The organism is Nocardia sp. XZ_19_385 (assembly GCF_015355755.1).
Classification (GTDB): Bacteria; Actinomycetota; Actinomycetes; order Mycobacteriales; family Mycobacteriaceae; genus Nocardia.
The window spans coordinates 476803-497400 of record NZ_JACVEE010000001.1 but is presented as its reverse complement, the minus strand read 5'-3'; the positions used below and the strand labels follow the sequence as shown (position 1 = coordinate 497400).

Annotated in this window: 23 protein-coding genes; 15 read left to right on the top strand and 8 right to left on the bottom strand. The window is 67.1% G+C overall.

Annotation, left to right across the window (positions count from 1 at the left end; translation table 11 throughout):
• Positions 1-245 precede the first annotated feature (245 nt).
• Positions 246-767: a hypothetical protein gene (locus IBX22_RS02175; protein WP_194813698.1), complete on the top strand. Its 522-nt coding sequence runs from the start codon at positions 246-248 to the stop codon at positions 765-767.
• A 128-nt stretch (positions 768-895) separates the two neighbouring features.
• Here the strand turns inward: IBX22_RS02175 and IBX22_RS02170 are convergent, their stop codons facing one another.
• The gene (locus IBX22_RS02170; protein ID WP_194813697.1) at positions 896-1870 is read right to left on the bottom strand and encodes a YafY family protein; all 975 of its coding nucleotides are present in this window, start codon (positions 1868-1870) and stop codon (positions 896-898) included.
• A gap of 110 nt (positions 1871-1980) precedes the next feature.
• Here IBX22_RS02170 and IBX22_RS02165 point away from each other — a divergent pair, with 110 nt between their 5' ends.
• Positions 1981-2337: a hypothetical protein gene (locus tag IBX22_RS02165; protein ID WP_194813696.1), complete on the top strand. Its 357-nt coding sequence runs from the start codon at positions 1981-1983 to the stop codon at positions 2335-2337.
• On the opposite strand, the gene IBX22_RS02160 is transcribed toward IBX22_RS02165, so the two are convergent.
• Entirely contained in the window at positions 2334-2999 is a 666-nt protein-coding gene (locus tag IBX22_RS02160) for a class I SAM-dependent methyltransferase (RefSeq protein ID WP_309234384.1), read from the bottom strand. The genes IBX22_RS02165 and IBX22_RS02160 overlap by 4 nt on opposite strands.
• 85 nt (positions 3000-3084) lie before the next feature.
• On the opposite strand from IBX22_RS02160, the gene IBX22_RS02155 reads away from it, so the two are divergent.
• Positions 3085-4251, top strand: coding sequence for an epoxide hydrolase family protein (locus IBX22_RS02155; RefSeq protein ID WP_194813694.1), 1167 nt, complete (start codon positions 3085-3087; stop codon positions 4249-4251).
• 33 nt (positions 4252-4284) lie between these two features.
• On the opposite strand, the gene IBX22_RS02150 is transcribed toward IBX22_RS02155, so the two are convergent.
• The gene (locus IBX22_RS02150; RefSeq protein ID WP_194813693.1) at positions 4285-4548 is read right to left on the bottom strand and encodes a helix-turn-helix transcriptional regulator; all 264 of its coding nucleotides are present in this window, start codon (positions 4546-4548) and stop codon (positions 4285-4287) included.
• A gap of 82 nt (positions 4549-4630) precedes the next feature.
• Here IBX22_RS02150 and map point away from each other — a divergent pair, with 82 nt between their 5' ends.
• Complete coding sequence (map, locus tag IBX22_RS02145; protein ID WP_194813692.1) at positions 4631-5398, top strand: type I methionyl aminopeptidase; 768 nt, start codon at positions 4631-4633, stop codon at positions 5396-5398.
• Between the two features lie 9 nt (positions 5399-5407).
• On the opposite strand, the gene IBX22_RS02140 is transcribed toward map, so the two are convergent.
• Both IBX22_RS02140 and IBX22_RS02135 read right to left on the bottom strand, forming a co-directional pair.
• Positions 5408-5707, bottom strand: coding sequence for a hypothetical protein (locus IBX22_RS02140; protein ID WP_194813691.1), 300 nt, complete (start codon positions 5705-5707; stop codon positions 5408-5410).
• A 124-nt stretch (positions 5708-5831) separates the two neighbouring features.
• The gene (locus IBX22_RS02135; RefSeq protein WP_194813690.1) at positions 5832-6545 is read right to left on the bottom strand and encodes a glyoxalase; all 714 of its coding nucleotides are present in this window, start codon (positions 6543-6545) and stop codon (positions 5832-5834) included.
• A 91-nt stretch (positions 6546-6636) separates the two neighbouring features.
• Here IBX22_RS02135 and IBX22_RS02130 point away from each other — a divergent pair, with 91 nt between their 5' ends.
• The 3 genes from IBX22_RS02130 to IBX22_RS02120 all read left to right on the top strand — a co-directional run bounded on the left by IBX22_RS02130 (position 6637) and on the right by IBX22_RS02120 (position 8280).
• Positions 6637-7185 carry a PadR family transcriptional regulator gene (locus IBX22_RS02130; protein ID WP_194813689.1) on the top strand — a complete coding sequence of 183 codons (549 nt, stop codon included), beginning with the start codon at positions 6637-6639 and terminating at the stop codon, positions 7183-7185.
• Positions 7186-7220: 35 nt separating this feature from the next.
• Positions 7221-7604, top strand: coding sequence for a PPOX class F420-dependent oxidoreductase (locus IBX22_RS02125; RefSeq protein ID WP_194813688.1), 384 nt, complete (start codon positions 7221-7223; stop codon positions 7602-7604).
• A 157-nt stretch (positions 7605-7761) separates the two neighbouring features.
• Positions 7762-8280 (top strand): DUF4333 domain-containing protein, encoded by a 519-nt coding sequence (locus tag IBX22_RS02120; protein ID WP_194813687.1) that lies wholly within the window; start codon positions 7762-7764, stop codon positions 8278-8280.
• A gap of 5 nt (positions 8281-8285) precedes the next feature.
• Here the strand turns inward: IBX22_RS02120 and IBX22_RS02115 are convergent, their stop codons facing one another.
• Together IBX22_RS02115 and IBX22_RS02110 are read right to left on the bottom strand one after the other, a co-directional pair.
• Positions 8286-9698, bottom strand: a complete 1413-nt coding sequence (locus IBX22_RS02115) for a TldD/PmbA family protein (RefSeq protein WP_194813686.1) — start codon at positions 9696-9698, stop codon at positions 8286-8288.
• A 73-nt stretch (positions 9699-9771) separates the two neighbouring features.
• Positions 9772-11289 (bottom strand): TldD/PmbA family protein, encoded by a 1518-nt coding sequence (locus IBX22_RS02110; RefSeq protein WP_194813685.1) that lies wholly within the window; start codon positions 11287-11289, stop codon positions 9772-9774.
• Positions 11290-11415: 126 nt separating this feature from the next.
• On the opposite strand from IBX22_RS02110, the gene IBX22_RS02105 reads away from it, so the two are divergent.
• The gene (locus IBX22_RS02105) at positions 11416-12066 is read left to right on the top strand and encodes a helix-turn-helix domain-containing protein (RefSeq protein ID WP_309234383.1); all 651 of its coding nucleotides are present in this window, start codon (positions 11416-11418) and stop codon (positions 12064-12066) included.
• 13 nt (positions 12067-12079) lie between these two features.
• Here IBX22_RS02105 and IBX22_RS02100 read toward each other — a convergent pair whose 3' ends face one another.
• Positions 12080-12847, bottom strand: coding sequence for a TSUP family transporter (locus IBX22_RS02100; RefSeq protein WP_194813683.1), 768 nt, complete (start codon positions 12845-12847; stop codon positions 12080-12082).
• A gap of 189 nt (positions 12848-13036) precedes the next feature.
• Between IBX22_RS02100 and IBX22_RS02095 the strand changes: the two genes are divergently transcribed.
• The 7 genes from IBX22_RS02095 (at position 13037) to lnt (ending at position 20378) form a co-directional block, all read left to right on the top strand.
• On the top strand, positions 13037-14215 hold the full coding sequence (locus IBX22_RS02095; protein WP_194813682.1) for a sensor histidine kinase: 1179 nt from the start codon (positions 13037-13039) through the stop codon (positions 14213-14215).
• A gap of 26 nt (positions 14216-14241) precedes the next feature.
• The gene (locus IBX22_RS02090) at positions 14242-14898 is read left to right on the top strand and encodes a response regulator transcription factor (protein ID WP_194813681.1); all 657 of its coding nucleotides are present in this window, start codon (positions 14242-14244) and stop codon (positions 14896-14898) included.
• A gap of 93 nt (positions 14899-14991) precedes the next feature.
• The gene (locus IBX22_RS02085) at positions 14992-15495 is read left to right on the top strand and encodes an FxsA family protein (RefSeq protein ID WP_194813680.1); all 504 of its coding nucleotides are present in this window, start codon (positions 14992-14994) and stop codon (positions 15493-15495) included.
• Between the two features lie 67 nt (positions 15496-15562).
• Positions 15563-16138, top strand: coding sequence for a Uma2 family endonuclease (locus IBX22_RS02080; RefSeq protein ID WP_194813679.1), 576 nt, complete (start codon positions 15563-15565; stop codon positions 16136-16138).
• A 92-nt stretch (positions 16139-16230) separates the two neighbouring features.
• Complete coding sequence (locus IBX22_RS02075; RefSeq protein WP_228538134.1) at positions 16231-16725, top strand: Uma2 family endonuclease; 495 nt, start codon at positions 16231-16233, stop codon at positions 16723-16725.
• Between the two features lie 179 nt (positions 16726-16904).
• Positions 16905-18503, top strand: coding sequence for an amidohydrolase family protein (locus IBX22_RS02070; protein WP_309234382.1), 1599 nt, complete (start codon positions 16905-16907; stop codon positions 18501-18503).
• Between the two features lie 102 nt (positions 18504-18605).
• Positions 18606-20378, top strand: coding sequence for an apolipoprotein N-acyltransferase (gene lnt, locus IBX22_RS02065; protein WP_194813676.1), 1773 nt, complete (start codon positions 18606-18608; stop codon positions 20376-20378).
• The last annotated feature ends 220 nt before the right edge of the window (positions 20379-20598 follow it).

The window sequence follows — 20598 nt, the reverse complement described above, 5'->3', positions numbered from 1 at the left end:
TACCCTGTGTCCAGTCCGTGACTTCGGCAGCGCAGGCCGCACAACAAAACGACGCATCGGTTTGTTGTGCCGGAACCACTCTCGCGACGCGGAATTCTGAATTACCTTCGGCGCGAAATCAATCCCCCAATTCTGGGGTCTTCATTCCGTGTACATCCAATGCCGTGCAGGCGCATGATTATTGAGTCCCATGTCCGTATCTCGGGGAACAAATAGTCGATTCGGCTGGATGATTGGATAATCTTATGATGATCAGAAAACTGGTAGCGGCAGCAGTACTGACCGCCGCCGCCACCGCCGTCACCGCGGCCACCGCCAGTGGTGCGCCCGCCGTTGCTCAGCAACCGGCGTTCAGCGGCGTGGACCGCGGTGTCCAGTACGCCGCGGCCGTAGCGCCCGACCACTCGGCCGCCACTCTCACGCTGGCCTCCGGCAAGTTCGAGCTCACGCCCACGGGAATCACCGTGGTCGCGCCGGACGGGGCTGTGCTGGCCTCGGTGCCGACCACGTTGCAGACCGCCGCCGGCACGGTCCAGGTAGTTCCGGAAGTCGACGCGGCCGCAAGCCAGCTGACGTTGACGCCGGTCAATGCTCCGGCTCCGCAACCCGCGTTGCAGAACATCGGTGACGCCGGAACCACCGTCGCCGGCGTGTTGATCGGCTGCGCAGTCGGCGCACTGATCGGCTTCCTGTTCTTCTTCGTCGGGTTCGCTCCCGGCTGTCTCATCGGCGGCATCATCGGTGGCATTGTCGGCGCCAACCAATGATCGAAGTAGTACTCGATCGATAAATCCATAGTGGATATCCCCGGCCCAACGGCCGGGGATATCTGTATTCACATCGGGTGCACTCGCATTTCAATTCGTCGGGCACCGATTGCCGCTCCCGCTCCCCGCTATTGCTCGCCCGCTGCCCGCTGGAATCGCGCCGCCATCGCCCGCAGTTGCGCGGACAGTTCCGGCGCGTCCAGCACTTCGAAATCCACATCCAGCAGCCCCAGATACGACGTCAGTTGCTGCGGCGTATCCGAACCCACATGCGCCACACAGTGATCCGGGCCGTCCGGTTCGATCTCCACCGCCAGGGGCATGCGGGCGCGCACGTCGGCGGCGGGAGCGGCGAACCGCACCCGCGCCCGATACCGCCACATGGCCGACCCCACCCCGCGCTGAACCCGCTCGGCCACATCGGTTTCCGGGATCGGCCGCGCGGCGAAGCGTGGACCGTTCGGCGTCCGCGGCGTCATCCGATCGGCCCGGAAGGTCCGCCAATTCCGCCGCCCGGTATCCCAGGCGACCAGATACCAGTGCCCGCGCCAGTGTGCGAGCCGATGCGGTTCCACGTCCCGCCGCGACACCGTGCCGGAAGTCCCCGTGCCGGAATACGATTCGTAGTCGAACCGCAGCCGCTCGCTCGCCCGGATAGCCGCCGCGATCGCGGTCAGCACCCCCGCGTCGACGGTCGGTCGCGGACCGGCCGGCACATGCACCGTGGCGGCCGTCAATGCCTGCACCCGATGCCGTAGCCGCGACGGCAGCACCTGCTCCAGTTTCGCCAGCGCCCGCACCGAGGTCTCCTCGATCCCGGTCACCGCGCCATTGGCCGCCGTCGCCAGCCCGACGGCCACCGCGACCGCCTCCTCGTCGTCCAGCAGCAGCGGCGGCAGCGAACTCCCGGCCCCCAGCCGATACCCGCCCGCGGCCCCCGGCGTCGCCACCACCGGGTACCCGAGCGTCCGCAACCGCTCGACATCGGTGCGGATCGTCCGCGTCGACACCCCCAGTCGCTCGGCCAGGGCGGGCCCGGTCCAATCCCGATGCAGTTGCAGCAGGCCGAGCAGCCGCAGCAGCCGAGCCGATGTTTCCAGCATCCAGCGATCGTCGCACCGATCGCGGAAGATTTCCTTCCGCAATCATGAACCCGCCGGTCGGGGCATGATGGGTACCGACAGGCTCCGATCCACCGCGAGGAGGTCTGGACATGGTCAACGACGTCGAAAAACGATTCTCCGACGAGGGCACCTTCCGCCGCGCCGCGACCTACACGCTCTCGGTCATCGGCCTCGCCGTCGTCGTGGCGGCCCTGACCTTCTGGTGGGCGGCCGCCCGCGCCCGCTGTTCCGGCGAAGACGTCGTCCTCTGCGACACCTCCGCCCGCGTCGCCGTCGTCTTCGGCCCCGGCGCGGTCCTGCTCCTCGGCGGCATCGGCGCCTTCGTCATCACCTACCTCGCCTGGCGGCGCGGCAAGAACTGGGTCATCTGGCAGGGCGCGGGCTGGTTCCTGTTCGTCCTCATGACCGTCTACTTCGCCATCGGCGGCAGCACCGCGGGCACCTAGTGCCGCTGGAACTCCGCGCGCCAGCGGAAGGCATTCGGCTTGTCCGGCCGCGGAAGTTCTTCGACCAGAGCCGGTTTCAGCCCATTGGTGGCGAAGGCGTCGATCTCCGACCGGGTCAGCGGCCACGGTGGCCCGTCCACGTCCTCACCTTCCGCTCGAATACCGGAGATGACCAGCAACGTGCCGCCCGGCGCCACCAGGCTCGACACCTGGACAATCGCCTGATCGCGGACCGACAGCGGCATCGACTGCACGGTGATCGCCTCCACCACCAGGTCGAACGCACCGACCCAGGGCTCGGGCGGAGAGCGCAGATCGGCCACCACATAATCAACCGTGGATTCCGGAAAACGTGCCCGGGCAGTCGCGAGGGCAGTCTCGGAGATATCGAACGCGGTCGTCCGAAACCCCTGCGCGGCAATATATTCGGCATCGCGACCCAGGCCGCAGCCGATGACGAGTGCGCGCTGATCAGCATGTGCAGGTGGACGCCGCGATACCCATTCCACCAGCAGCGGATTCGGTGCCGCCGCGTCCCACGGCACGATGGCCGACCCCGCCGCAGCCTCCGCATACAACTGCTCGAACCATCCAGTGGGATCTCCGCGTCGCAGTGCTTCGCTGGCCAGCCGGGTCGCGTCCGCATCGTCAGGGTTGCTCACCTGGGCGAGTCTCGCACAAATTCCCCGCCACCGATTTCTCGAATGCGGAAGGAAGTCTTCCGCATTGCGGCGAAGAGTGGTCCTCATGACGAACACAGCGCAAATTCGCCCCTTCCAGATCGACATCCCGCAGGCCGAGCTCGATGAGTTGCGGCAGCGGCTGGCTGCGACGCGGTGGCCGGTGTTGCCGGCCGGGACCGAAAACGATTGGAGCCGGGGGATTCCCGGCGGGTATCTGCGGGAGTTGGCCGAGTATTGGGGTGGGGCGTTCGATTGGCGGAAGCAGGAGGCGGCGTTGAATGCCTTCCCGCAGTTCATGACCGAGATCGACGGGCAGCCGATTCACTTCTTCCATGTGCGGTCGGCGGAGCCGACGGCGGTGCCGTTGCTGCTGGTGCACGGGTACCCGAGCACGGTGGTGGAATTCCTCGATGTCATTGGGCCCCTTACCGATCCGCAGTCGTACGGTGGGGACGCGGCGGATGCGTTCCATGTGGTGATTCCGTCGCTGCCGGGGTTCGGGTTCTCCACGCCGCTGGCCGATACGGGGTGGGAGATGAAGCGGACCACCGAAGCGTTCGCCGAACTCATGACCCGGCTCGGGTACGAGCGGTTCGCCACTCAGGGCAGTGATGTGGGGGCGGGGATTACCGGGCGGTTGGCGGCGACGCTGCCGCAGCGGGTGATCGCAAGTCATGTGGTGACCGATTCGGGAATGCTCGGGCTGATGGGGGAGCAGATCCCGATCCCGGAACATCTGAACGAGGACGAGCTCGCGCTGATCGCCGTCGAGCAGGCGAAGTGGGCGCAGGAGAAGGGATACCTTGTGCTGCAACAGCATCGGCCGCAGTCACTGGGGCCCGCCCTCACCGATTCGCCGGTGGCGCAGCTCGCGTGGATCGCGGAGAAGTTCCAGAACTGGACCGACCCTGCCCGCTCACCGGAGGAGTCGGTGGACCGTGACCGCCTCCTGACAACGATCAGCATCTACTGGTTCACCCGCAGCGGTGCGACAGCGGCCCAATACCTGTGGGAGGTAGCGCATTCGGGCCTGGACTGGGTCGCACCATCGGATGTCCCCACCGGGTGGGCGGTCTTCAACGCCAGCCCGGTGATGCGCTCGGCCATGAACCCCGGCGGCTACCTCGAGCACTTCACCGAGCACACCGAGGGCGGCCATTTCGCGGTCATGGAACAGCCCGGCCTCTTCGTCGACGACGTGCGCGCCTTCTTCCGCAAGCACCGCGGCTGAGTGCTCGAACCTGGGTCCGCCGAGCGCGGGGCGCTAGGCGGATTCGGCGAGACCGGCGGAGCGGCAGGTGTCGGCCAGGTCTTGCAGGGGCAGGTCGAGTGCCTGGCTCAAGGCCACCACGGTTCCGAAGGCGGGGGAGGGCAGGCGGCCGGTTTCGATCTTGCGAAGGGTTTCCGGTGAAATGCCCGCGGCGCGGGCGACTTCGGTGAGGTCGCGCTCGCCGCGGGCCGCGCGCAGCAGCCCGCCGAGTCGGCGACCCGCCTCGATTTGGGCGGCAGAGAGCGGAAGACGAACCATGACCTCACGGTAGCACGGTGATTGGTATTTTAATACCGAGCCCGCTACGTTGGTATTAAAATACCAATGAGAGGTGAATGCGGTGGTGGAGTTGAAGTCGTCCGCGGAGATCGAGCGGATGCGGGTGACCGGGCAGTTCGTCGGGGAGGTGCTCGCCGACCTGCGTACCCGGGCGAAGGTGGGGGTGAATCTGCTGGAACTGGAAGCGCATGTGCGCGAACGGATCCGGCGGCGCGGCGCGGAATCCTGCTATTGGGACTACTCGCCCTCGTTCGGGCGCGGCCCGTTCCGCAACACCGTCTGCCTGTCGGTCAACGACGCTGTCCTGCATGGCCTTCCGCACGACTACCTGCTCCGCGACGGGGACGTGCTGACCATGGATCTGGCGGTCGTCATCGACGGCTGGGCCGCGGACGCGGCCACCACCGTGATCGTCGGCAACGCCGCCGCGGAGGATGAGCGGCTCGTCCGTGCTACCGAGGAAGCGCTTGCTGCCGCTATCGCGGTTGCCTTGCCCGGCAACAAAATCGGCGATATTTCCGCCGCCATCGGCGCGGTCGCGAAATCCTACGGCTACCCGGTGAACCTGGAATACGGCGGCCACGGCATCGGCCGCACCATGCACGAGGACCTGCATATCCCCAACACCGGCCGCCCGGGCCGCGGCTACCCCCTGCGCCCCGGCCTGACCATCGCCATCGAACCGTGGTTCGCCCGCACCACCGACCGCATCTACACCGACGCCGACGGCTGGACGATCCGCTCCGCCGACGGTTCACGCACCGCCCACTCCGAGCACACCGTCGCCATCACCGAAGACGGCCCACAGGTGCTGACGCTGGCGGCGTGAGTCCGGACGTTACGCGGTTTCGGCGATCACCAGGGCGCTGACATAGCCCTGGTACTTGTCGTCGAAATTCTTGTCCGCGTAATGGCATTCGACCTGGAACCGCACCGTATTGCCGCTGATCGCGACAATATCGGTGTCGGCTTCCACGACGTTGATGTGGTGATCTTCGCTGTCGTAGTCGAGTTTGAAACCGTTGAGCGCCACGCCTGCCCGCAACACGGTTGCGTTGAACGTGACGCTGCCCTGAATGGTGCGACGGCCGGTCCCGGAAGGGACGGTGACCGAACTGGTCGCGAACTGGACTGCCATGGGAGCCTCCTTGAATAGGTGTTGTTCTGGCTCCCTAAACGTCCCAGCTGTGTCAGTGGCGCAACAGTGACCCTGGGGTGGGGTCAGGTCACCCCAGGTGGCGGATTTTCGCCCCGAGGTGGAATCACTCGGACGACCACTGCTCCAGGTCGGTACCCGCCTGGAGTTCCGCGGCGACGATCGCTCGGTCCTCGGCCGACAGGTCCAGTTCCCGGACCTGCGCCCGATACTTCGCGGCGATTGCCGAATCGCCCTCGGCGACAGCCAATTCCGCCAGCATGGCCAGCGCGCGCCCCCGTTCCACGGGCTCGGATTCCGGGCCGAACCGCCGCAGGCCGACTTCGATCACGCGCGCGGCTGCCTTGTCGTCGTTCTTGAAGTCTCGCAGGATGCGGGCGTTATCGAGCACCTTGGCCAGGTTCTCGAGTTCGGACGACCCGCCGTATTCCAGTTCCGACGGCTCATCGCGCTGGATGAACAGCAGATAGTTGCCGTGCGGGTCGACCAGGGTGAACCGGCTCTGGCCCGGCCGGAACCGGGTGATCCGCGGGCAGCCCTTCGCGGGGATCTTCCCGTAGTGGGCGCGTAGCCGTTCGGTGAGATCGCGGTGCTGGTCGGCTACGTTGTCGACCGCGACCAGGCAGCCCAGCGACTCGAACGGGCTCGGCAGGCCGGCCGGCGGCGCGGTGAACTGCAAGTGGCCGCCATTGCGCTCGACGGCAATCGCGACGTACGGCCGGGTCTGGGCGTAGACGACTGCGTAACCGATGGCTTTGTAGAAGTCGAGGGTTTCGTCGGCCTGCGCGCTCCACAGCACCGGGACTGGAGTGTCGACCATGATTTCTCCTCTGAACAGGGCTAATCAATTTTGACTACTTCAAACTAGGCCGCGCTCCGCCTGGAAGTCAAGTTTGAGTACCATGGCTCCCATGGCAGCTGTCCGTCTCCTGGTGCTGGGCGTCATCCGACGTCAGCAACCCACTCACGGCTACGCCGTGCGCCGCGAACTGCTGTCCTGGCGCGCCGAAACCTGGACCAACGCGAAGCCGGGCTCGATCTATCACGCCCTCAAACAGCTCACCGCCGAAGGCAAGCTCGAGACGCTCGGCACCGAAAGCAGCGCCGAAGGGCCCGGCCGAACCCTGTACGAATTGACCCCCGACGGCGAGGCCGAATTCCGCAAGCTCATGGACATCGCCCTGGTGAGTGTCGACATGGAGGAACTCGGCGCCGCCATCGCGTTCATGGACGCGCTGCCCCGCGCGCACATCCTCGAGAAGCTGCGCGAACAGCAGCGTCACAGTGCTGAGATCCGCGACGGACTACTCGCGATGAAACCGGAATTCCCCGACCGTCAGGAACCACCGCACCTCCCGGACATGCTCGAACTCTGGAGCGGCGTCTTCGCGAACCTGACCGGCTGGACCGGCGGTCTGATCGAACGCCTGGAGGCCGGGGAGTATCGAACAACCGACTGAGGCAACAAGATCCAGCGCCCAGTAGGCTGACCCGCATGACCAACACCCTCGGGGCCGTCGGCAAGGCCGACTACGTATTGCTGACCACCTTCCGCAAGGACGGCACCCCGGTCGGCACCGCGGTCTGGGCCGTGGAGTCCGAGGGCAAGCTCTACATCTGGACGGTCACCGACAGCTGGAAGGTGAAGCGACTGCGCCGCAATCCCGCCGTCACCCTGCAGCCGTGCAACCCCAGTGGCAAACCGCACGGCGAAGTCGTCGAAGGCACCGGGCGGGTGCTGGACGCGGCGGGCACCGAACGGGTGCGCAAGTTGTTGAAAAAGAAGTACTTCATTCTTGGCCCGCTCGTCATTCTGGGGAGCAACCTGCGCCGCGGAAAAGCGGCCACGATCGGCCTCGAGATCACCCCCGCCCCTTGATCACTCGCCGATCGGCGCGGGCCCGGCATGTCGGGCCGGTCGAATCGGCACGACTCGCGGCGCGCCCGCACGCGCTCGGCTATCCTCCCTCTGGCACGGGGGTGGTCCACAGCCGAACACCTTGTTTCGACTCTGCCCCAGTAGAGGGAGGGACTGTATGACTGCACCGACCAGACGGCCGAACGCCTCTCGCCCGTACCCGATCGCCCAACCCGAAGAGCCCGAGCACGGACCCGACCACAACGGCTGGGTTCCCGTCATCATCGCCGGAGTGATCGCCGCCGTCGCGATCGCCGTCGCCGGTGTCATCGCCGGACTCGTCGTGGTCAATATCCGCGAAAACGACACGCCCGCACCGAAACCCACGCCCACCGCCGCCATCCAGGCGCCGGCCGCGGTCGCCCCGATCGGCGCGCTGCCGACCACCCCGGTGGCCAAGGCCGCCGCTGCCGTGCCGGACAATCTCGACCCGGTCGCCGTGCAGCAAGGCATCGCCGAGGTGCTGGGTGATTCCTACGGCATCGCCGCGGTCAAAGACGTCAAATGCCCCGCGGAACTGCCCGTGGTCGTGGGTAGCAGCTACGAATGCAGCGTCAAGATCGACGGCTTGAAGAAGACCGTCGCGGTCACTGTCACCGACCACGACGGCACCTACGAGGTGTCACGCCCGCACTGAAACTCCTAGGTCGCCTGGCTGACCGAGGACATGTGGAAGTCGGGAATCCGCAACGGCGGCATCGCCGTTCGGGTGAACCAATCCTTCCACTCGCGAGGCAGCGTGACCTGGGTGCGGCCCGCCTCGCTGACCCGGCGCAGTAGGTCCAGCGGGCTCTCGTTGAACCGGAAGTTGTTCACCGCGGCGGTGACCTCGCCGTTCTCGATCAGATAGACGCCGTCCCGGGTGAGGCCGGTCAGCAGCAGCGTGGCCGGGTCGACCTCGCGGATGTACCACAGGCAGGTCAGCAGCAGACCGCGTTCGGTGCGGGCGATCATGTCCTCCAGGGAGGTGTCCGCCCCGCCGGACATGAGCAGGTTCTCGCCGGGAATCGTGACGGCAGCGCCGAATTCGGCGGCGGTCGCGCGCGGATACACCAGCGATTGGATGACGCCCTCACGCAGCCAGTCGACGCGCTGTGCGGTCAAGCCGTTGTCGAAGACCGACACCGACTCCGAGGACGCGGAAGTGGCGACGAACGGGATGTACTCCAGTCCGGCGGCCGCGGGATCGGAGTAGAGGGTGAGCGGAATATCGGTGAGCCGCTCACCGATTCGAGTGCCGCCCGGCCGGGAGAAGGCGGTGTGGCCCTCGTGCGCGCCGCGGCCCTCCATCGACCAGTTCATGTAGATCATCAGGTCGGCGACCGCCGACGGCGGCAGCAGGGTTTCGTAGCGACCGGCGGGCAGATCGACGCGGCGCTTGGACCAATCCAAACGGCGGGACAGTTCGGTCAGCAGGCCGGGGACATCCACATCGGAGAAATCCTGGGTGCCGGCGCCGACCCAGGCGCTCGCCAGATCCGCACCCTCGCCGCGTTTTCCGTTGATCTCGATCGATCCGGTCGGCTGGATCCAGCGCCGGCGGATCCCTGCCGAGGTGCCCAGCCAGGTGGACTGCGCCTGATGGTGGGCGAAACCGTAGAGCTTGTCGGTGCCGTCGAAACCGGTCGCGAGATCGCGGGCCACGTCTTGGAAAACGGTGATGTCGGTCGTGAGCGGCGAACCGTCCCACGGCAGGTCCCAGTCCAGACTGTCCGGATCGAGCGAATCCGGATCCAGCAGCGGCATGGCGTCTTTCGCGGGCTCCGCCGTGCGGGCCGCCGCTTCGCTGGCGCGCACCACGGCCTCGACCTCGTCGGCGTTCACGCTGGTGGAGCTGATGCTGCCGACGCGGGCGCTGTTCGGCCCGTCGCGGAAGATCGACACCACCGCCCAGGCGCGTGACACCGAGGATCCGTTGGTGGTCATGGAATTCCCGGCCCACCGCAGCGACGCTTCGTGCGCGTCGGTGACGATGACGATGGCCTCGTCGGCCTGCGACAGGCGTAGTGCCTGCTCGACTACTTCGGGAGCGGCCAAAACCGTTGTGGCAGTCACTGCTGCACCTCGCTGACGCTCGGTTCCGCACTGACTGGCAGTGCTGTGTTTTCGGTTCCCTCGCTGCGCTCGCTCACGATCCCGCCTCGTTTCGGGTGTTGAGAATATTGACGCCGCGCACCAGGACCGACGGGCAGCCGTGGCTCACCGCCGCCACCTGACCGGGCTGGGCCTTGCCGCAATTGAACGCGCCGCCCAGCTGCCAGGTGGAGGGTCCACCGAGCGCTTCCATGGAACCCCAGAAGTCGGTGGTGGTGGCCTGGTAGGCGACATCGCGCAGCTGACCGTCCAGCTTGCCGTCGCGGATCCGGAAGAACCGCTGCCCGGTGAACTGGAAGTTGTAGCGCTGCATATCGATCGACCAGGACTTGTCGCCGACGATGTAGATGCCGTCCTCGACCCGCGAGATCAGTTCCGCGGTGCTGGTGTCACGTTCCGGATCCGGTTGCAGCGACACATTGGCCATGCGCTGGATCGGCACGTGGTGCGCCGAGTCGGCGTAGGAGCAGCCGTTGGAGCGGTCCAGGCCCAGGCGCGGGGCGAACACCCGGTCCAGCTGGTAGCCGACGAGGATGCCGTCGCGCACCAGATCCCAGCGCTGCCCGGCCACGCCCTCGTCGTCGTAGCCGACGGTGGCCAGGCCGTGGGTCTGGGTGCGGTCGCCGGTGACATGCATGATCGGGGTGCCGTATTTCAGCGTCCCGAGCTTGTCGGGGGTGGCGAACGAGGTTCCGGCGTAGGCGGATTCGTAGCCGATGGCGCGGTCGTATTCCGTGGCGTGGCCGATGGATTCGTGGATGGTCAGCCACAGGTTGGTCGGATCGATGACGAGATCGGTGGGACCCGCGGTGACGCTGGGCGCCTTCACCTTCTCCGCCAGCCAGGCCGGGATCTGCGCGAGTTCGCCGTCCCAGTCCCAGATTCCGTCGGCGCCGGTGACGTACTCCCAGCCGCGCCCGGCCGGGGCGGCCAGGGTGCGCATGGATTCGAAGACGCCCGATGCGGAATCGACGGTGATCGCCTCCAGCACCGGATGCAAACGCACCCGCTGCTGGGTGATCGAGGATCCGGCGGTGTCGGCGTAGAAGGTCTGTTCCTTGACCTGCAGCACCGAGGCGGTCACGTGATCGACGCCGTCGGCGGCGGACAGGCGGGACGAATAGTCCTGCAGCACATCGACTTTGTCGGCGGTCGGGATCGCGAACGGGTCCAGCGCGTAGGGCGAGGCCCACTGCGCGTTGTCGTAGCGGGGCTCGTCGGCGAGCTCGACCTTTTCCCGGTTGAGCGCGCGCAAGGTCTTCGCGACGGTGATCGCCCGCTGCGCGACCTCGGCGGCGGTGTCCGAGGTGAGGGCGGCGGCCGAGGCGAAACCCCAAGTTCCGTCGACGATCACCCGGACCGCGAGCCCGACATCGGTGGCGTTGCTGATCGCCTCTACGCGGCCGTCCCGTATTCGGATGGATTGCGTCACGAGACGGTGCACCCGCAGATCGGCATGCTGGGCGCCGAGCACCCGCGCGGTGGACAGCGCGGCGTCGGCGAGCGTCGACAGCGGTAGCGCAAGAAATTCGGCGTCTACTCCGGAAGGCACTCCAGCTACGCTACACCCCGGACGAATTGTCCTGAGCGACTACAGGACCGGCCCTTCAAGATCGGGCGGCGCGCGGGAAACCCGTGGTTACACCGCCTGCCGCGCCATATGCCGTACTGTGCCCGCGTGCCACCATCCGCCCTCCGCGACCGTAAACGGGAACGTACCCGCCGCGCTCTCCTCGAAGCTGCTATCGAGCTTTTCGAGGAGAGAGGTTACGAGGAGACGACGGTGGCCGACGTCGCTGCCGCCGCCGAGGTCGGCACCCGGACCTTCTTCAACTACTTCGCCAGCAAGGAAGAGCTACTCTTCCCCGAACCCGACGAGCGGGTCCGGGCCGCGGTCGCCGCCATCGGCTCCCGCCATCCCGGGGAACGGCCCGTCGAGGTGCTGCTGCGCGCGTTGCGTGCGGCGGGCGACAACCCCGGTGAGCACCTCGTCGACGATCTCAACGCCCGCATCGCCGCTGTCCGCGCTCAGGTTTCGCGGACCGTGCCCGCGGTGAGCGGGCGCGCCGCGCACGCACAGCTGGTGGCGCAGCGTGAGATCGGCCGGCAGCTGCACGCCGCGTTCCCCGAGGAGCTCGACGAGGTCGGCGCCGCCGCCCTGGTCGGTGCGGTCGTGGGTGCGGTCTCGGGCGCGCTGACAGTGCTGTTCCAGCAACCGAATTCGGGCCCCGAAGACGGCGAACGTCTGCACCGGCGGATCCACGAGACCACCTCGCAGGTGTTACAGCCGTGGCTCGCCTCGACCAAGGCGCCGGAACCGGTCGGCTGAAACAACCAGCGGCTCAGCTGAACTGCTGCCAGCCCAGCCGCGCCACCATCGCGACGACGACCACCAGCAGGACGACGCGCACGAATTTCGCGCCGTTGCGCAGAGCCATGTGCGAGCCGAGCACCGCGCCCGCGATATTGGCGACCGCCATGGCCGCGCCCAGGGCGACCAGGATGTGGCCGGTGAACCCGAAATAGATCAGCGCACCCACATTGGACCCGCAGTTGATCACCTTCGCCATCGCGGCGGCGCGCACGAACTCGGTGCCGAGCAGGGTGGCGAAGGTGATGATCAGGAAGGTGCCGGTGCCGGGCCCGATCAGGCCGTCGTAGAGGCCGATCAGCCCGGCCGCGAGCGCGACAACCAATATTGCCTTGCGGCGAGTCGGGGGATGGGTGGCCAGGGTGACCCCGATCGAAGGCCGAAAGGTGACGAACAGCGCCACGCCGACGAGCACCACCAGCACAATCGGGATGAACAGCTCGCGGTCGATCAGCGACACGGCCGCCGCGCCGACCGCCGCGGTGATCGCGGCCAATACAGCGGCGGGCACCATCATCTTCCATTGGATCGGCACCTTGCGCGCGAAGGTCGCCACCGAGGCGGCGGTACCCGCGACGGCCGCCATCTTGTTGGTGCCGAGCGCGGTCTGCGGCGCGATACCGGGCGCAACCAACAGCAACGTCGGCAAGATGATCAATCCGCCGCCACCGACCACCGCATCCACCCAGCCCGCGGCGGCCGCCGCCGCGATCAACACGGACCAATCTCCCAAATCCACGCCGTAAGAAAACCAGACATCCCATGTTTGCGTCCCCGCGGGTATCCACAGCGCCCGTTCCCCGTCATCCCGGCGAACGCCGGGACCCATCTGCTCCAACCCCTGGACACCCCCACCTCCCCGAACAACAAAAACACGGACGGGGACAGTGCACCGACCTGCCCCGACCACCCGCATAGTCTGAATCCCATGCGCCAGTTCAGCTTGTGGCTTCGCGGAAAGCCCGTCGTCGCCGACTCCATGCTGGCGTTCGGGCTGCTGGTCATCGACATCCTCGCCGGCGTAGACGACAGCAAACATCCGGTCGTCTACCTGGTACTGAGCGGCCTGCTGCCGTTGCCCGTGGCATTGCGCCGCATCTACCCCCGGGCGATGGCGGCCACCCTGCTGGGATTGTCCATCGGCACTACCGTGCTCAGCTACCTGCTCGACGACATGACAATCCATCCGGCGCTGATCGCGCTCGGCATCATGCTCTACACGCTGGTCGCCTACGTCGGCCGCCGCGAAGGTCTGCTGCTGCTGGCCGGTCTCGTCCTCGACACCGCGATGTCGATCGTGCTGCTGCGGCAGCCGGTGCTGACCACGAGCTGGGCAATCGTCATGTATTACGCGCTGTGCTGGACCCTCGCCGAGTTCAACGGCGCTCGCCACAAGTACGACACCGAGGTGGCGGCGCGGCTCGCGGTCGCCGACTACGACCGGGAACGCCGCACCCACGAGGCGGTGTCCCGGGAACGCACCCGCATCGCCCGCGAACTGCACGACATCGTCGCGCACGCGGTCAGCGTCATCATCGTGCAAGCCGACGGCGCGAAGTACGCGCTGCGCCGCGACCCGGACACCGCCGAACAGGCACTGACGACCATCTCGGCGACCGGACGCGAGGCACTGCGGGAACTGCGGCGCACCGTCGCGCTACTGCGCACCGAGCATGCCCCGGACCAGTTGCCGCAACACGGCACCGCGGGTATCGCGGCGATGGTGGACATGATGCGCGGCACCGGTTTGGCCGTGGACCTGGAACTGACCGGCGAACTCGACGGCGTCTCGGCGGAGGTCAGTCTCGGTGTGCACCGGATCATTCAGGAGTCGCTGACCAACACCTTGCGGCATGCGGGAGCCACCCCCAAGGCCTGGGTGCGAGTGCAGCGGCGCGAGTCCGACGTGCTGGTCGACGTCACCGACTCCGGGGGCCTGCCGGTGCACGGGCCGCCGGCGCATCCGATCGAAGGCAGCGGGCTCGGGCTGCTCGGCATGCGCGAACGCATCGCGGTCCTCGGCGGCACATTGGAGACCGGCCGGCTCGCCGACGGCAAGTGGCGAGTGCACGCCACGATCCCGCTCACCCCCGGCCACCCCGAATAGCTCTGCTGTGCCGATAGATTGAGACCGTGCCGATCACCGTTCTCGTCGTCGACGACCAGGAATTGATGCGCATGGGCCTGAAAATGGTCCTCGGCGCGCACCCCGACCTCGAAGTGGTGGGGGAGGCGGAGAACGGCGCCGCCGCAGTGTCGCGCGCCCGGGAACTGCGGCCCGACGTGGTGCTCATGGACGTGCGGATGCCGGTCGTCGACGGTGTCACCGCGACCGGGCAGATCGTCGAAGCGGGCCACAGCAAGGTGCTCGTCATGACCACCTTCGACCTCGACGAACACGCACTGGGTGCGTTGCGCGCCGGCGCCAGCGGCTTCCTGTTGAAGGACACCCCGCCCGAAGATCTGATCTCCGCGATCCGCAGCGTCGCCGCCGGTGACGCGGTGGTCTCCCCGAAGGTGACCAAGCGCCTGCTGGACCGTCTCATCGCCGAAGAACCCGGCGGCATGCGCGACCCGGTCGTCCTCGATGTGCTCACCGCTCGCGAACGCGAAGTGCTCGAACAGATCGCCGCGGGTCGCTCCAACGCCGAGATCGCCGAGCAGTTGTTCCTGTCCGAAGCGACCGTGAAAACCCACGTCGGCCGGGTGCTCACCAAACTCGGCCTCCGCGACCGCGTGCAAGCCGTGGTGCTGGCCTACGAAACGGGCCTGGTCCGCCCCGGCGGCTGAGCGTGCTCGAAATCTCAGGGCCTTCCCAGGCCCACCGGGAGAATTCTCCTCGATCAGGACGTTGATACCAGTAGATCGTCCGAAAGGATCGCCATGCCCGCCCTGATCTTCTTCCTCTACGCCGTCATCGAGCTCGCCGCCCTCGTCGCCGTCGGCCACTTCTTCGGCGTCGTCCCCGCGATCCTGTCGCTCATCGTGGTCTCCACCATCGGCATCCTCCTGATCGGCTCCCAGGGCCGCCGCGTCTTCGCACAATTCCGCCGCGCTCGCGCCGGCGAAATCACCCCAGGCACCGCCGTCGCCGACGCCACCCTGGTCGCTACCGGCGGCTTCCTCATGTTCATCCCCGGCCTGGTAACCGGCCTCATCGGCCTCCTCTTCCTGCTACCCCCCACCCGCTTCCTCGTCCGCCCCTTGGTCCGCTCCGTCGCCGACCGCCGCGTCAGCAAACTGCGCGCCCAAATGCCCTACCGCGGCATCGTCATCGACGGCGAAGAGGTAGTAGACCGCGGCGAAGTCATCGACGGCGTCGTCGTCCAGCAGTGGTACGACGACGGCAAGGGCAACGCCCACCGCATCATCGGCCCGGCGGTCTGAGACGCGCGCACGACCTGCTGCGATAGCTTCAGGCTCGAGCCGTTCGCAAGGGTTGGAGGGATCGTCCATGAGTCTCCCCGCCATGCACCCGCGCCCGGGCAACTTGCGCGCCGTCGCGGAACAGGTCGAGTCTGCGACGGGCCTGCGGGTGCAGATTCTGGGCGGGAACCTCGTAATGTCACCGCCCCGGCGTGGCGTGCACGCGGGCACCATCAGGCGCATTCGGCAGCAGATCGAGCCGCGAATCCCGCAGGGGCTGGCCGCGTTCGAGAACACGTCGATCCCGATCCCCGATGATCACGACGACTACTGCACCCCCGACCTGATCGTCCTGCCCGAATCCTGGGAGGACGACGACGAATGGCTTGCTGACGCGGCGGATGTCGAACTCGCCGTCGAGGTGATTTCCATGTCGGAGAAAGCACGACTGATCACGGACAAGAACGGGTGGTACGCCGTCGCGGGCGTCAAGATGCTGCTGGTCATCGACCCTCGGCTCGGTACCTGGGCGCTGCACACAGATCCCGAAGACGGTGTGTACCGAGGCAATCTCTGCGGCACCTTCGGCGATACGATCACGCTGCCCGAGCCATTCGGATTCGATCTCGACAGCGGAAGTCTGGCGCGGTACGGAGACAGCTGACGCCGCGGCGAACGCCATGCCAGTTGCCCACGAGAAGAGCTGGCATACTGGGATGTTGATCGCCGACGGCCTATGAAAGAGGTGGGCTCTCCATGGTTGTGCATTACGAATTCTTGGATCAGGCATACGGCCTTCCGGCGCCGGAAGGGTATCGGATCGATGTCAAGGGGGACCAGATCGTGATGTCGCCGCAGCGCCCTGCCCACTGGCATGTGATCCGGGAGCTGGAATTTCAAGTGCGCACGCAAGATTCGTCGGTTCAGCGCGAGTCCGATGTGCGGATGCGCATTCCGGGTTGGGAGTACCCGCCGGCTCCGGATTTCGCCGTATACCCGGCCGGCGCGGCTCTGGATGCCGCTAACACGCTGTTCGTCGCCGAGGTGGTGTCGGATTCCAGCCGCGAGGCGGATTACGCCACCAAGAGGCGGATCTACGCGAGCGCGGGCGTTCCCGAATACCTGGTGGTGGATCCGGAGAGTGGTATGTGGACGCTTTTCACAGACCCCGTGGACGACAGCTATACGAAGATCCAGGACGGTTCCCGAGGCGACTCGGTGCAGATCGCCGGTTTCACGATCAATCTGTGACGGTGCCTGCCGTGCGGAGCCCGACCAGGTCGGCGAACACGCAGGCTCGTAGGGCTGCTGCAGCGGCAGTTGACACTGACGCGATATGGAGCCACTGACGTCCGGCCCTATGTGTGGTGCGGCATATCGGCGTGTGTGGTGTGCGGGTGTAGTGGGGCGATGCGGCAGACTGGTCACTCGTGGGTACCCAGTTGCTGATCGGTGGTCGGATTTACAGTTCCAGTGCGCCTGACGCGACCGCTATGGCGGTTACCGATGGGATGGTGGTTTGGCTGGGGGCGGACAAGCCGGGGCTGGCGTTGCATCCGGATGCGGAGATCATTCAGCTCGATGGGGCGTTTGTTGCGCCTGGGTTTGTGGATCCGCATGTGCATGTGACGGCGTTGGGGTTGAAGCTGACGGGGCTCGATCTGGCTGGAGCGGAATCGCTCGAGCAGTGCTTGGCGCTGGTTCACGATTTTGCCGCCGCGCATCCTGAGGGTGCGATTTTGGGCGACGGGTGGGATGAGACTCGATGGGCCGGTGGTAGGCCGCCGACGGTTGAGGAGATCGACGCGGCCGCTGGGGTGGGGCGGCTGGTGTATTTGGCTCGGGTGGACGGACATTCGGCGGTTGCCTCGTCGGCGCTGCTGGACTCGGTGGCGGAGGTGAGCTCGGCGGTGGGTTACACGCCGGGGGAGCCGGTGCGGGCTGACGCGCACCATTTGGTGCGCGGCGCGGCGCTGGCGGGATTGACTCGGGCGCAACGAGATTCGGCGCGGAAGGCCGCTCTGGATGCGGCGGCGGCGCAGGGGGTTGTGGCCGTGCACGAGTGCGGTGGTCCGGATATCGCGGGGCGCACCGATATTCAGGAGCTGCTGGAGTTCGAGCACGGTGTGGAGGTGCGGGCGTACTGGGGGCAGGCCGTGCGGAGCGCCGAGGAGGCGAAGGCGCTGGTGCAGGAGCTCGGGGTGCACGGGCTCGCCGGTGATCTGTTCGTCGACGGTTCACTCGGGTCGCATACCGCGTGGCTGCGTGCACCGTATGCCGACGACGACAGCATCGGACGCCCCTACCTCGATGCGGATGCGGTTGCCGCGCATGTGCAAGCCTGCACCGAGGCGGGGATCCAGGCCGGATTCCACGTCATCGGCGACGCCGCCATTGACGCGGTGGTCGCCGGATTCGGACGAGTCGTGGAAGCGCTCGGCGGTCCCGCGGTGGCCACTCGCGGGCATCGCGTCGAGCACGCCGAAATGCTCGACGCCGAGCAGATCGCGAAGCTGGGCGCGTGGGGCGTAATCGCCAGTGTGCAACCAGGTTTCGACGCAGCCTGGGGTGGGCCGGAGGGTATGTACGCCGCGCGTCTCGGTAAGGAACGCGCCGCGACGCTGAACCCGTTCGCCGCGATGGCTTCCGCGGGTATCTCCCTCGCCATCGGTTCCGACGCCCCGGTTACCGCGCTCGACCCGTGGGCCGCCATACGCGCTGCCGCCAACCATCGAACCTCGGGCAACGGCATCTCCCCACGCGCCGCCTTCGCCGCCGCCACCCGTGGCGCCTGGCGCGCCGGCGGAGTCCGGGACGGCCTCGCGGGCACCTTGGTACCAGGTGCCCCTGCGTCCTATGCCATCTGGGAAGCCGACGACCTCGTCGTCGCTGCCGCCGCCGACACCGTGCAGCGCTGGTCCACCGACCCCCGCTCGCGCGTCCCTGGCCTGCCCCCGCTGCACCCGGAAGCCCGCCTGCCGCGCTGCCTGCGCACAGTGCACCGCGGGGTCACCATCTATGAAGCCTGAACCCGTAGGTCATGCGCGCACCCGCCCCTTCGTCAGCTCGCGCGGGTGTTGTCATGAGAATGCCTGTCCCGTACCGGTTGTCGATGTGGAGTGTGCAGGGCGATGAGTGAGGGGCGCGGCGCGGTGGTGCTACGGGTGACGGAGACAGTCGGGCGGTATCCGGTGTTGAGCCGGTCGGTGGCGGCGTTGCTGGCTGGTCTGTTGTTGTTCGGGAGTTTCCCGCCGCGTCCGTTCTGGTTCCTGGCGCCGGTCGGGATTGCGCTGCTGACGCTGGTGGTGCGCGGCAATGGCAAGCTGCGCGGGGGATTCGGGTATGGGCTGCTCGCCGGGCTCGGGTTCTTTTTGCCGTTGCTGCCGTGGACCGGAATCTATGTCGGGCCGGTGCCGTGGCTGGCGCTGTCGGCCGTGTGCGCGGTGTATGTCGGATTGTTCGGGATGCTCACCCGGCTGCTCGGGAACCTGCGCGCCTGGCCGCTGTGGATCGCGTTGGCATGGGTCGCGACGGAATGGGTGCGGTCGAGCTTTCCGTTCGGCGGATTCCCTTGGGGGCGAATCGCTTTCGGACAGGCCGACGGATGGTTTCTGCCGCTGGCGATGATCGGTGGCGCGCCGCTGGTCGGATTCGCGGTGGCACTCACCGGAACCGGGGCTGCCGCAGTGATCGACCGGCTGTGGGCCACAGCCGACCGGGGTAGCTCACCGCGGCGCCTGGAGGTGGCGGGGGAAGCCGCCGCATCGAACCCGGCCGCGCCGCCGGAGCACTCGGACCGGTCGTCGGAGAACTCGGCTCCCTCGTCGGCAAGCGCCGCGGATAGGCCCGCCATACCGGAAAAATCCCAGCTCACCCTGGGTTCGAGGGCTGGAATTATCACTGCGGCAGCAACTCTGGCTATCATGCCTCTCACCGGAGTGATCCTTCGGACCGCGCTGCCCGCCCCGGAAGAGGGCGACCGGATGATCACGGTCGCCGCGATCCAGGGCAGCGTGCCGCGGCTCGGTCTGGATTTCAACGAGCAGCGGCGCGCGGTGCTGGACAACCACGTCCGGCGCACCGAGGAATTGGCCCGGGCAGTCGCGGCGGGGACAGCGAAACAGCCGGATGTCGTGATCTGGCCGGAGAATTCGTCCGATATCGATCCGCTGCGCAATGCCGACGCGCGCCAGCTGATCTCGCGGGCGTCCGAGGAGATCAAGGCGCCGATCCTGGTGGGCGCGGTGCTGGTCAACTTCGACCGCACCACCACCAATTCGGTGATGGTGTGGAACGGTGCGGCGGGCCCGCAGGACCGGCACGACAAGAAGATCGTCCAACCCTTCGGCGAGTATCTGCCGATGCGCTCGTTCTTCCGGCTCTTCTCCGACTATGCCGACCGCGCAGGCTATTTCGTGCCCGGCCACGGTGACGGCGCGGTCCACGCGAACGGCGTCGACATCGGTGTGGCCACCTGCTACGAGGTCGCCTTCGACCGGGCCTTCCAGGACTCCATGCGCGCCGGCGCGCAACTGCTCACGGTGCCCACCAACAACGCCACCTTCGGCGACAGCGAGATGACCTACCAGCAGCTGGCCATGTCCCGGGTGCGCGCGGTCGAGCACGGGCGAGCCCTGGTGGTCGCCGCCACTTCGGGCGTCAGCGCGATCATCACCGCGGACGGCGTGGTGCGTCAGCAGACCCTGCTGTTCGTCCCCGCGGCCCTCGTCGCCGAGCTTCCGTTGCGCAGCAGCACAACACTCGCTACCCGATTCGGCTCCCTGCCCGAATATTTGTCGGTTATTCTCACCGGTGCTGCCGTGGTGGCGGCGCTGCTGGCCCGGCGCAGGGCTCGTAGCGCGGACGCCACCGCACCCGACACCCTCGCCAAGCCGCTCGGCTGACGCGCGGCGATGCACCCCCGCTAACCGAACAACCGGTATCGTCCGGGGCCGGTGTGACTGAAAGACACCAGCTCCGGGCCGCTGCACGCTGTTCGCCAGGTTATAGCCACAGAGTCTGAAGCGCGGTTCTCCCGCTCACCTGATGGGGTGTTTCCAGTGCTCATTCCGGCAAAATCCGCCTGTTAGCCGTAAATTAGCTGTCGAAATCGACGCTCTGCCA

Bases quoted from the DNA above. Each gene is read 5' to 3' on its own strand.
- lnt (WP_194813676.1), top strand. From the start codon at position 18,606: ATGAGTGAGGGGCGCGGCGCGGTGGTGCTACGGGTGACGGAGACAGTC.
- IBX22_RS02120 (WP_194813687.1), top strand. From the start codon at position 7,762: ATGACTGCACCGACCAGACGGCCGAACGCCTCTCGCCCGTACCCGATC.
- IBX22_RS02075 (WP_228538134.1), top strand. From the start codon at position 16,231: ATGGTTGTGCATTACGAATTCTTGGATCAGGCATACGGCCTTCCGGCG.
- IBX22_RS02140 (WP_194813691.1), bottom strand. From the start codon at position 5,707: ATGGCAGTCCAGTTCGCGACCAGTTCGGTCACCGTCCCTTCCGGGACC.
- IBX22_RS02125 (WP_194813688.1), top strand. From the start codon at position 7,221: ATGACCAACACCCTCGGGGCCGTCGGCAAGGCCGACTACGTATTGCTG.
- IBX22_RS02130 (WP_194813689.1), top strand. From the start codon at position 6,637: ATGGCAGCTGTCCGTCTCCTGGTGCTGGGCGTCATCCGACGTCAGCAA.
- IBX22_RS02155 (WP_194813694.1), top strand. From the start codon at position 3,085: ATGACGAACACAGCGCAAATTCGCCCCTTCCAGATCGACATCCCGCAG.
- IBX22_RS02135 (WP_194813690.1), bottom strand. From the start codon at position 6,545: ATGGTCGACACTCCAGTCCCGGTGCTGTGGAGCGCGCAGGCCGACGAA.
- IBX22_RS02080 (WP_194813679.1), top strand. From the start codon at position 15,563: ATGAGTCTCCCCGCCATGCACCCGCGCCCGGGCAACTTGCGCGCCGTC.
- IBX22_RS02165 (WP_194813696.1), top strand. From the start codon at position 1,981: ATGGTCAACGACGTCGAAAAACGATTCTCCGACGAGGGCACCTTCCGC.
- IBX22_RS02150 (WP_194813693.1), bottom strand. From the start codon at position 4,548: ATGGTTCGTCTTCCGCTCTCTGCCGCCCAAATCGAGGCGGGTCGCCGA.
- IBX22_RS02085 (WP_194813680.1), top strand. From the start codon at position 14,992: ATGCCCGCCCTGATCTTCTTCCTCTACGCCGTCATCGAGCTCGCCGCC.
- IBX22_RS02170 (WP_194813697.1), bottom strand. From the start codon at position 1,870: ATGCTGGAAACATCGGCTCGGCTGCTGCGGCTGCTCGGCCTGCTGCAA.
- IBX22_RS02175 (WP_194813698.1), top strand. From the start codon at position 246: ATGATGATCAGAAAACTGGTAGCGGCAGCAGTACTGACCGCCGCCGCC.
- IBX22_RS02095 (WP_194813682.1), top strand. From the start codon at position 13,037: ATGCGCCAGTTCAGCTTGTGGCTTCGCGGAAAGCCCGTCGTCGCCGAC.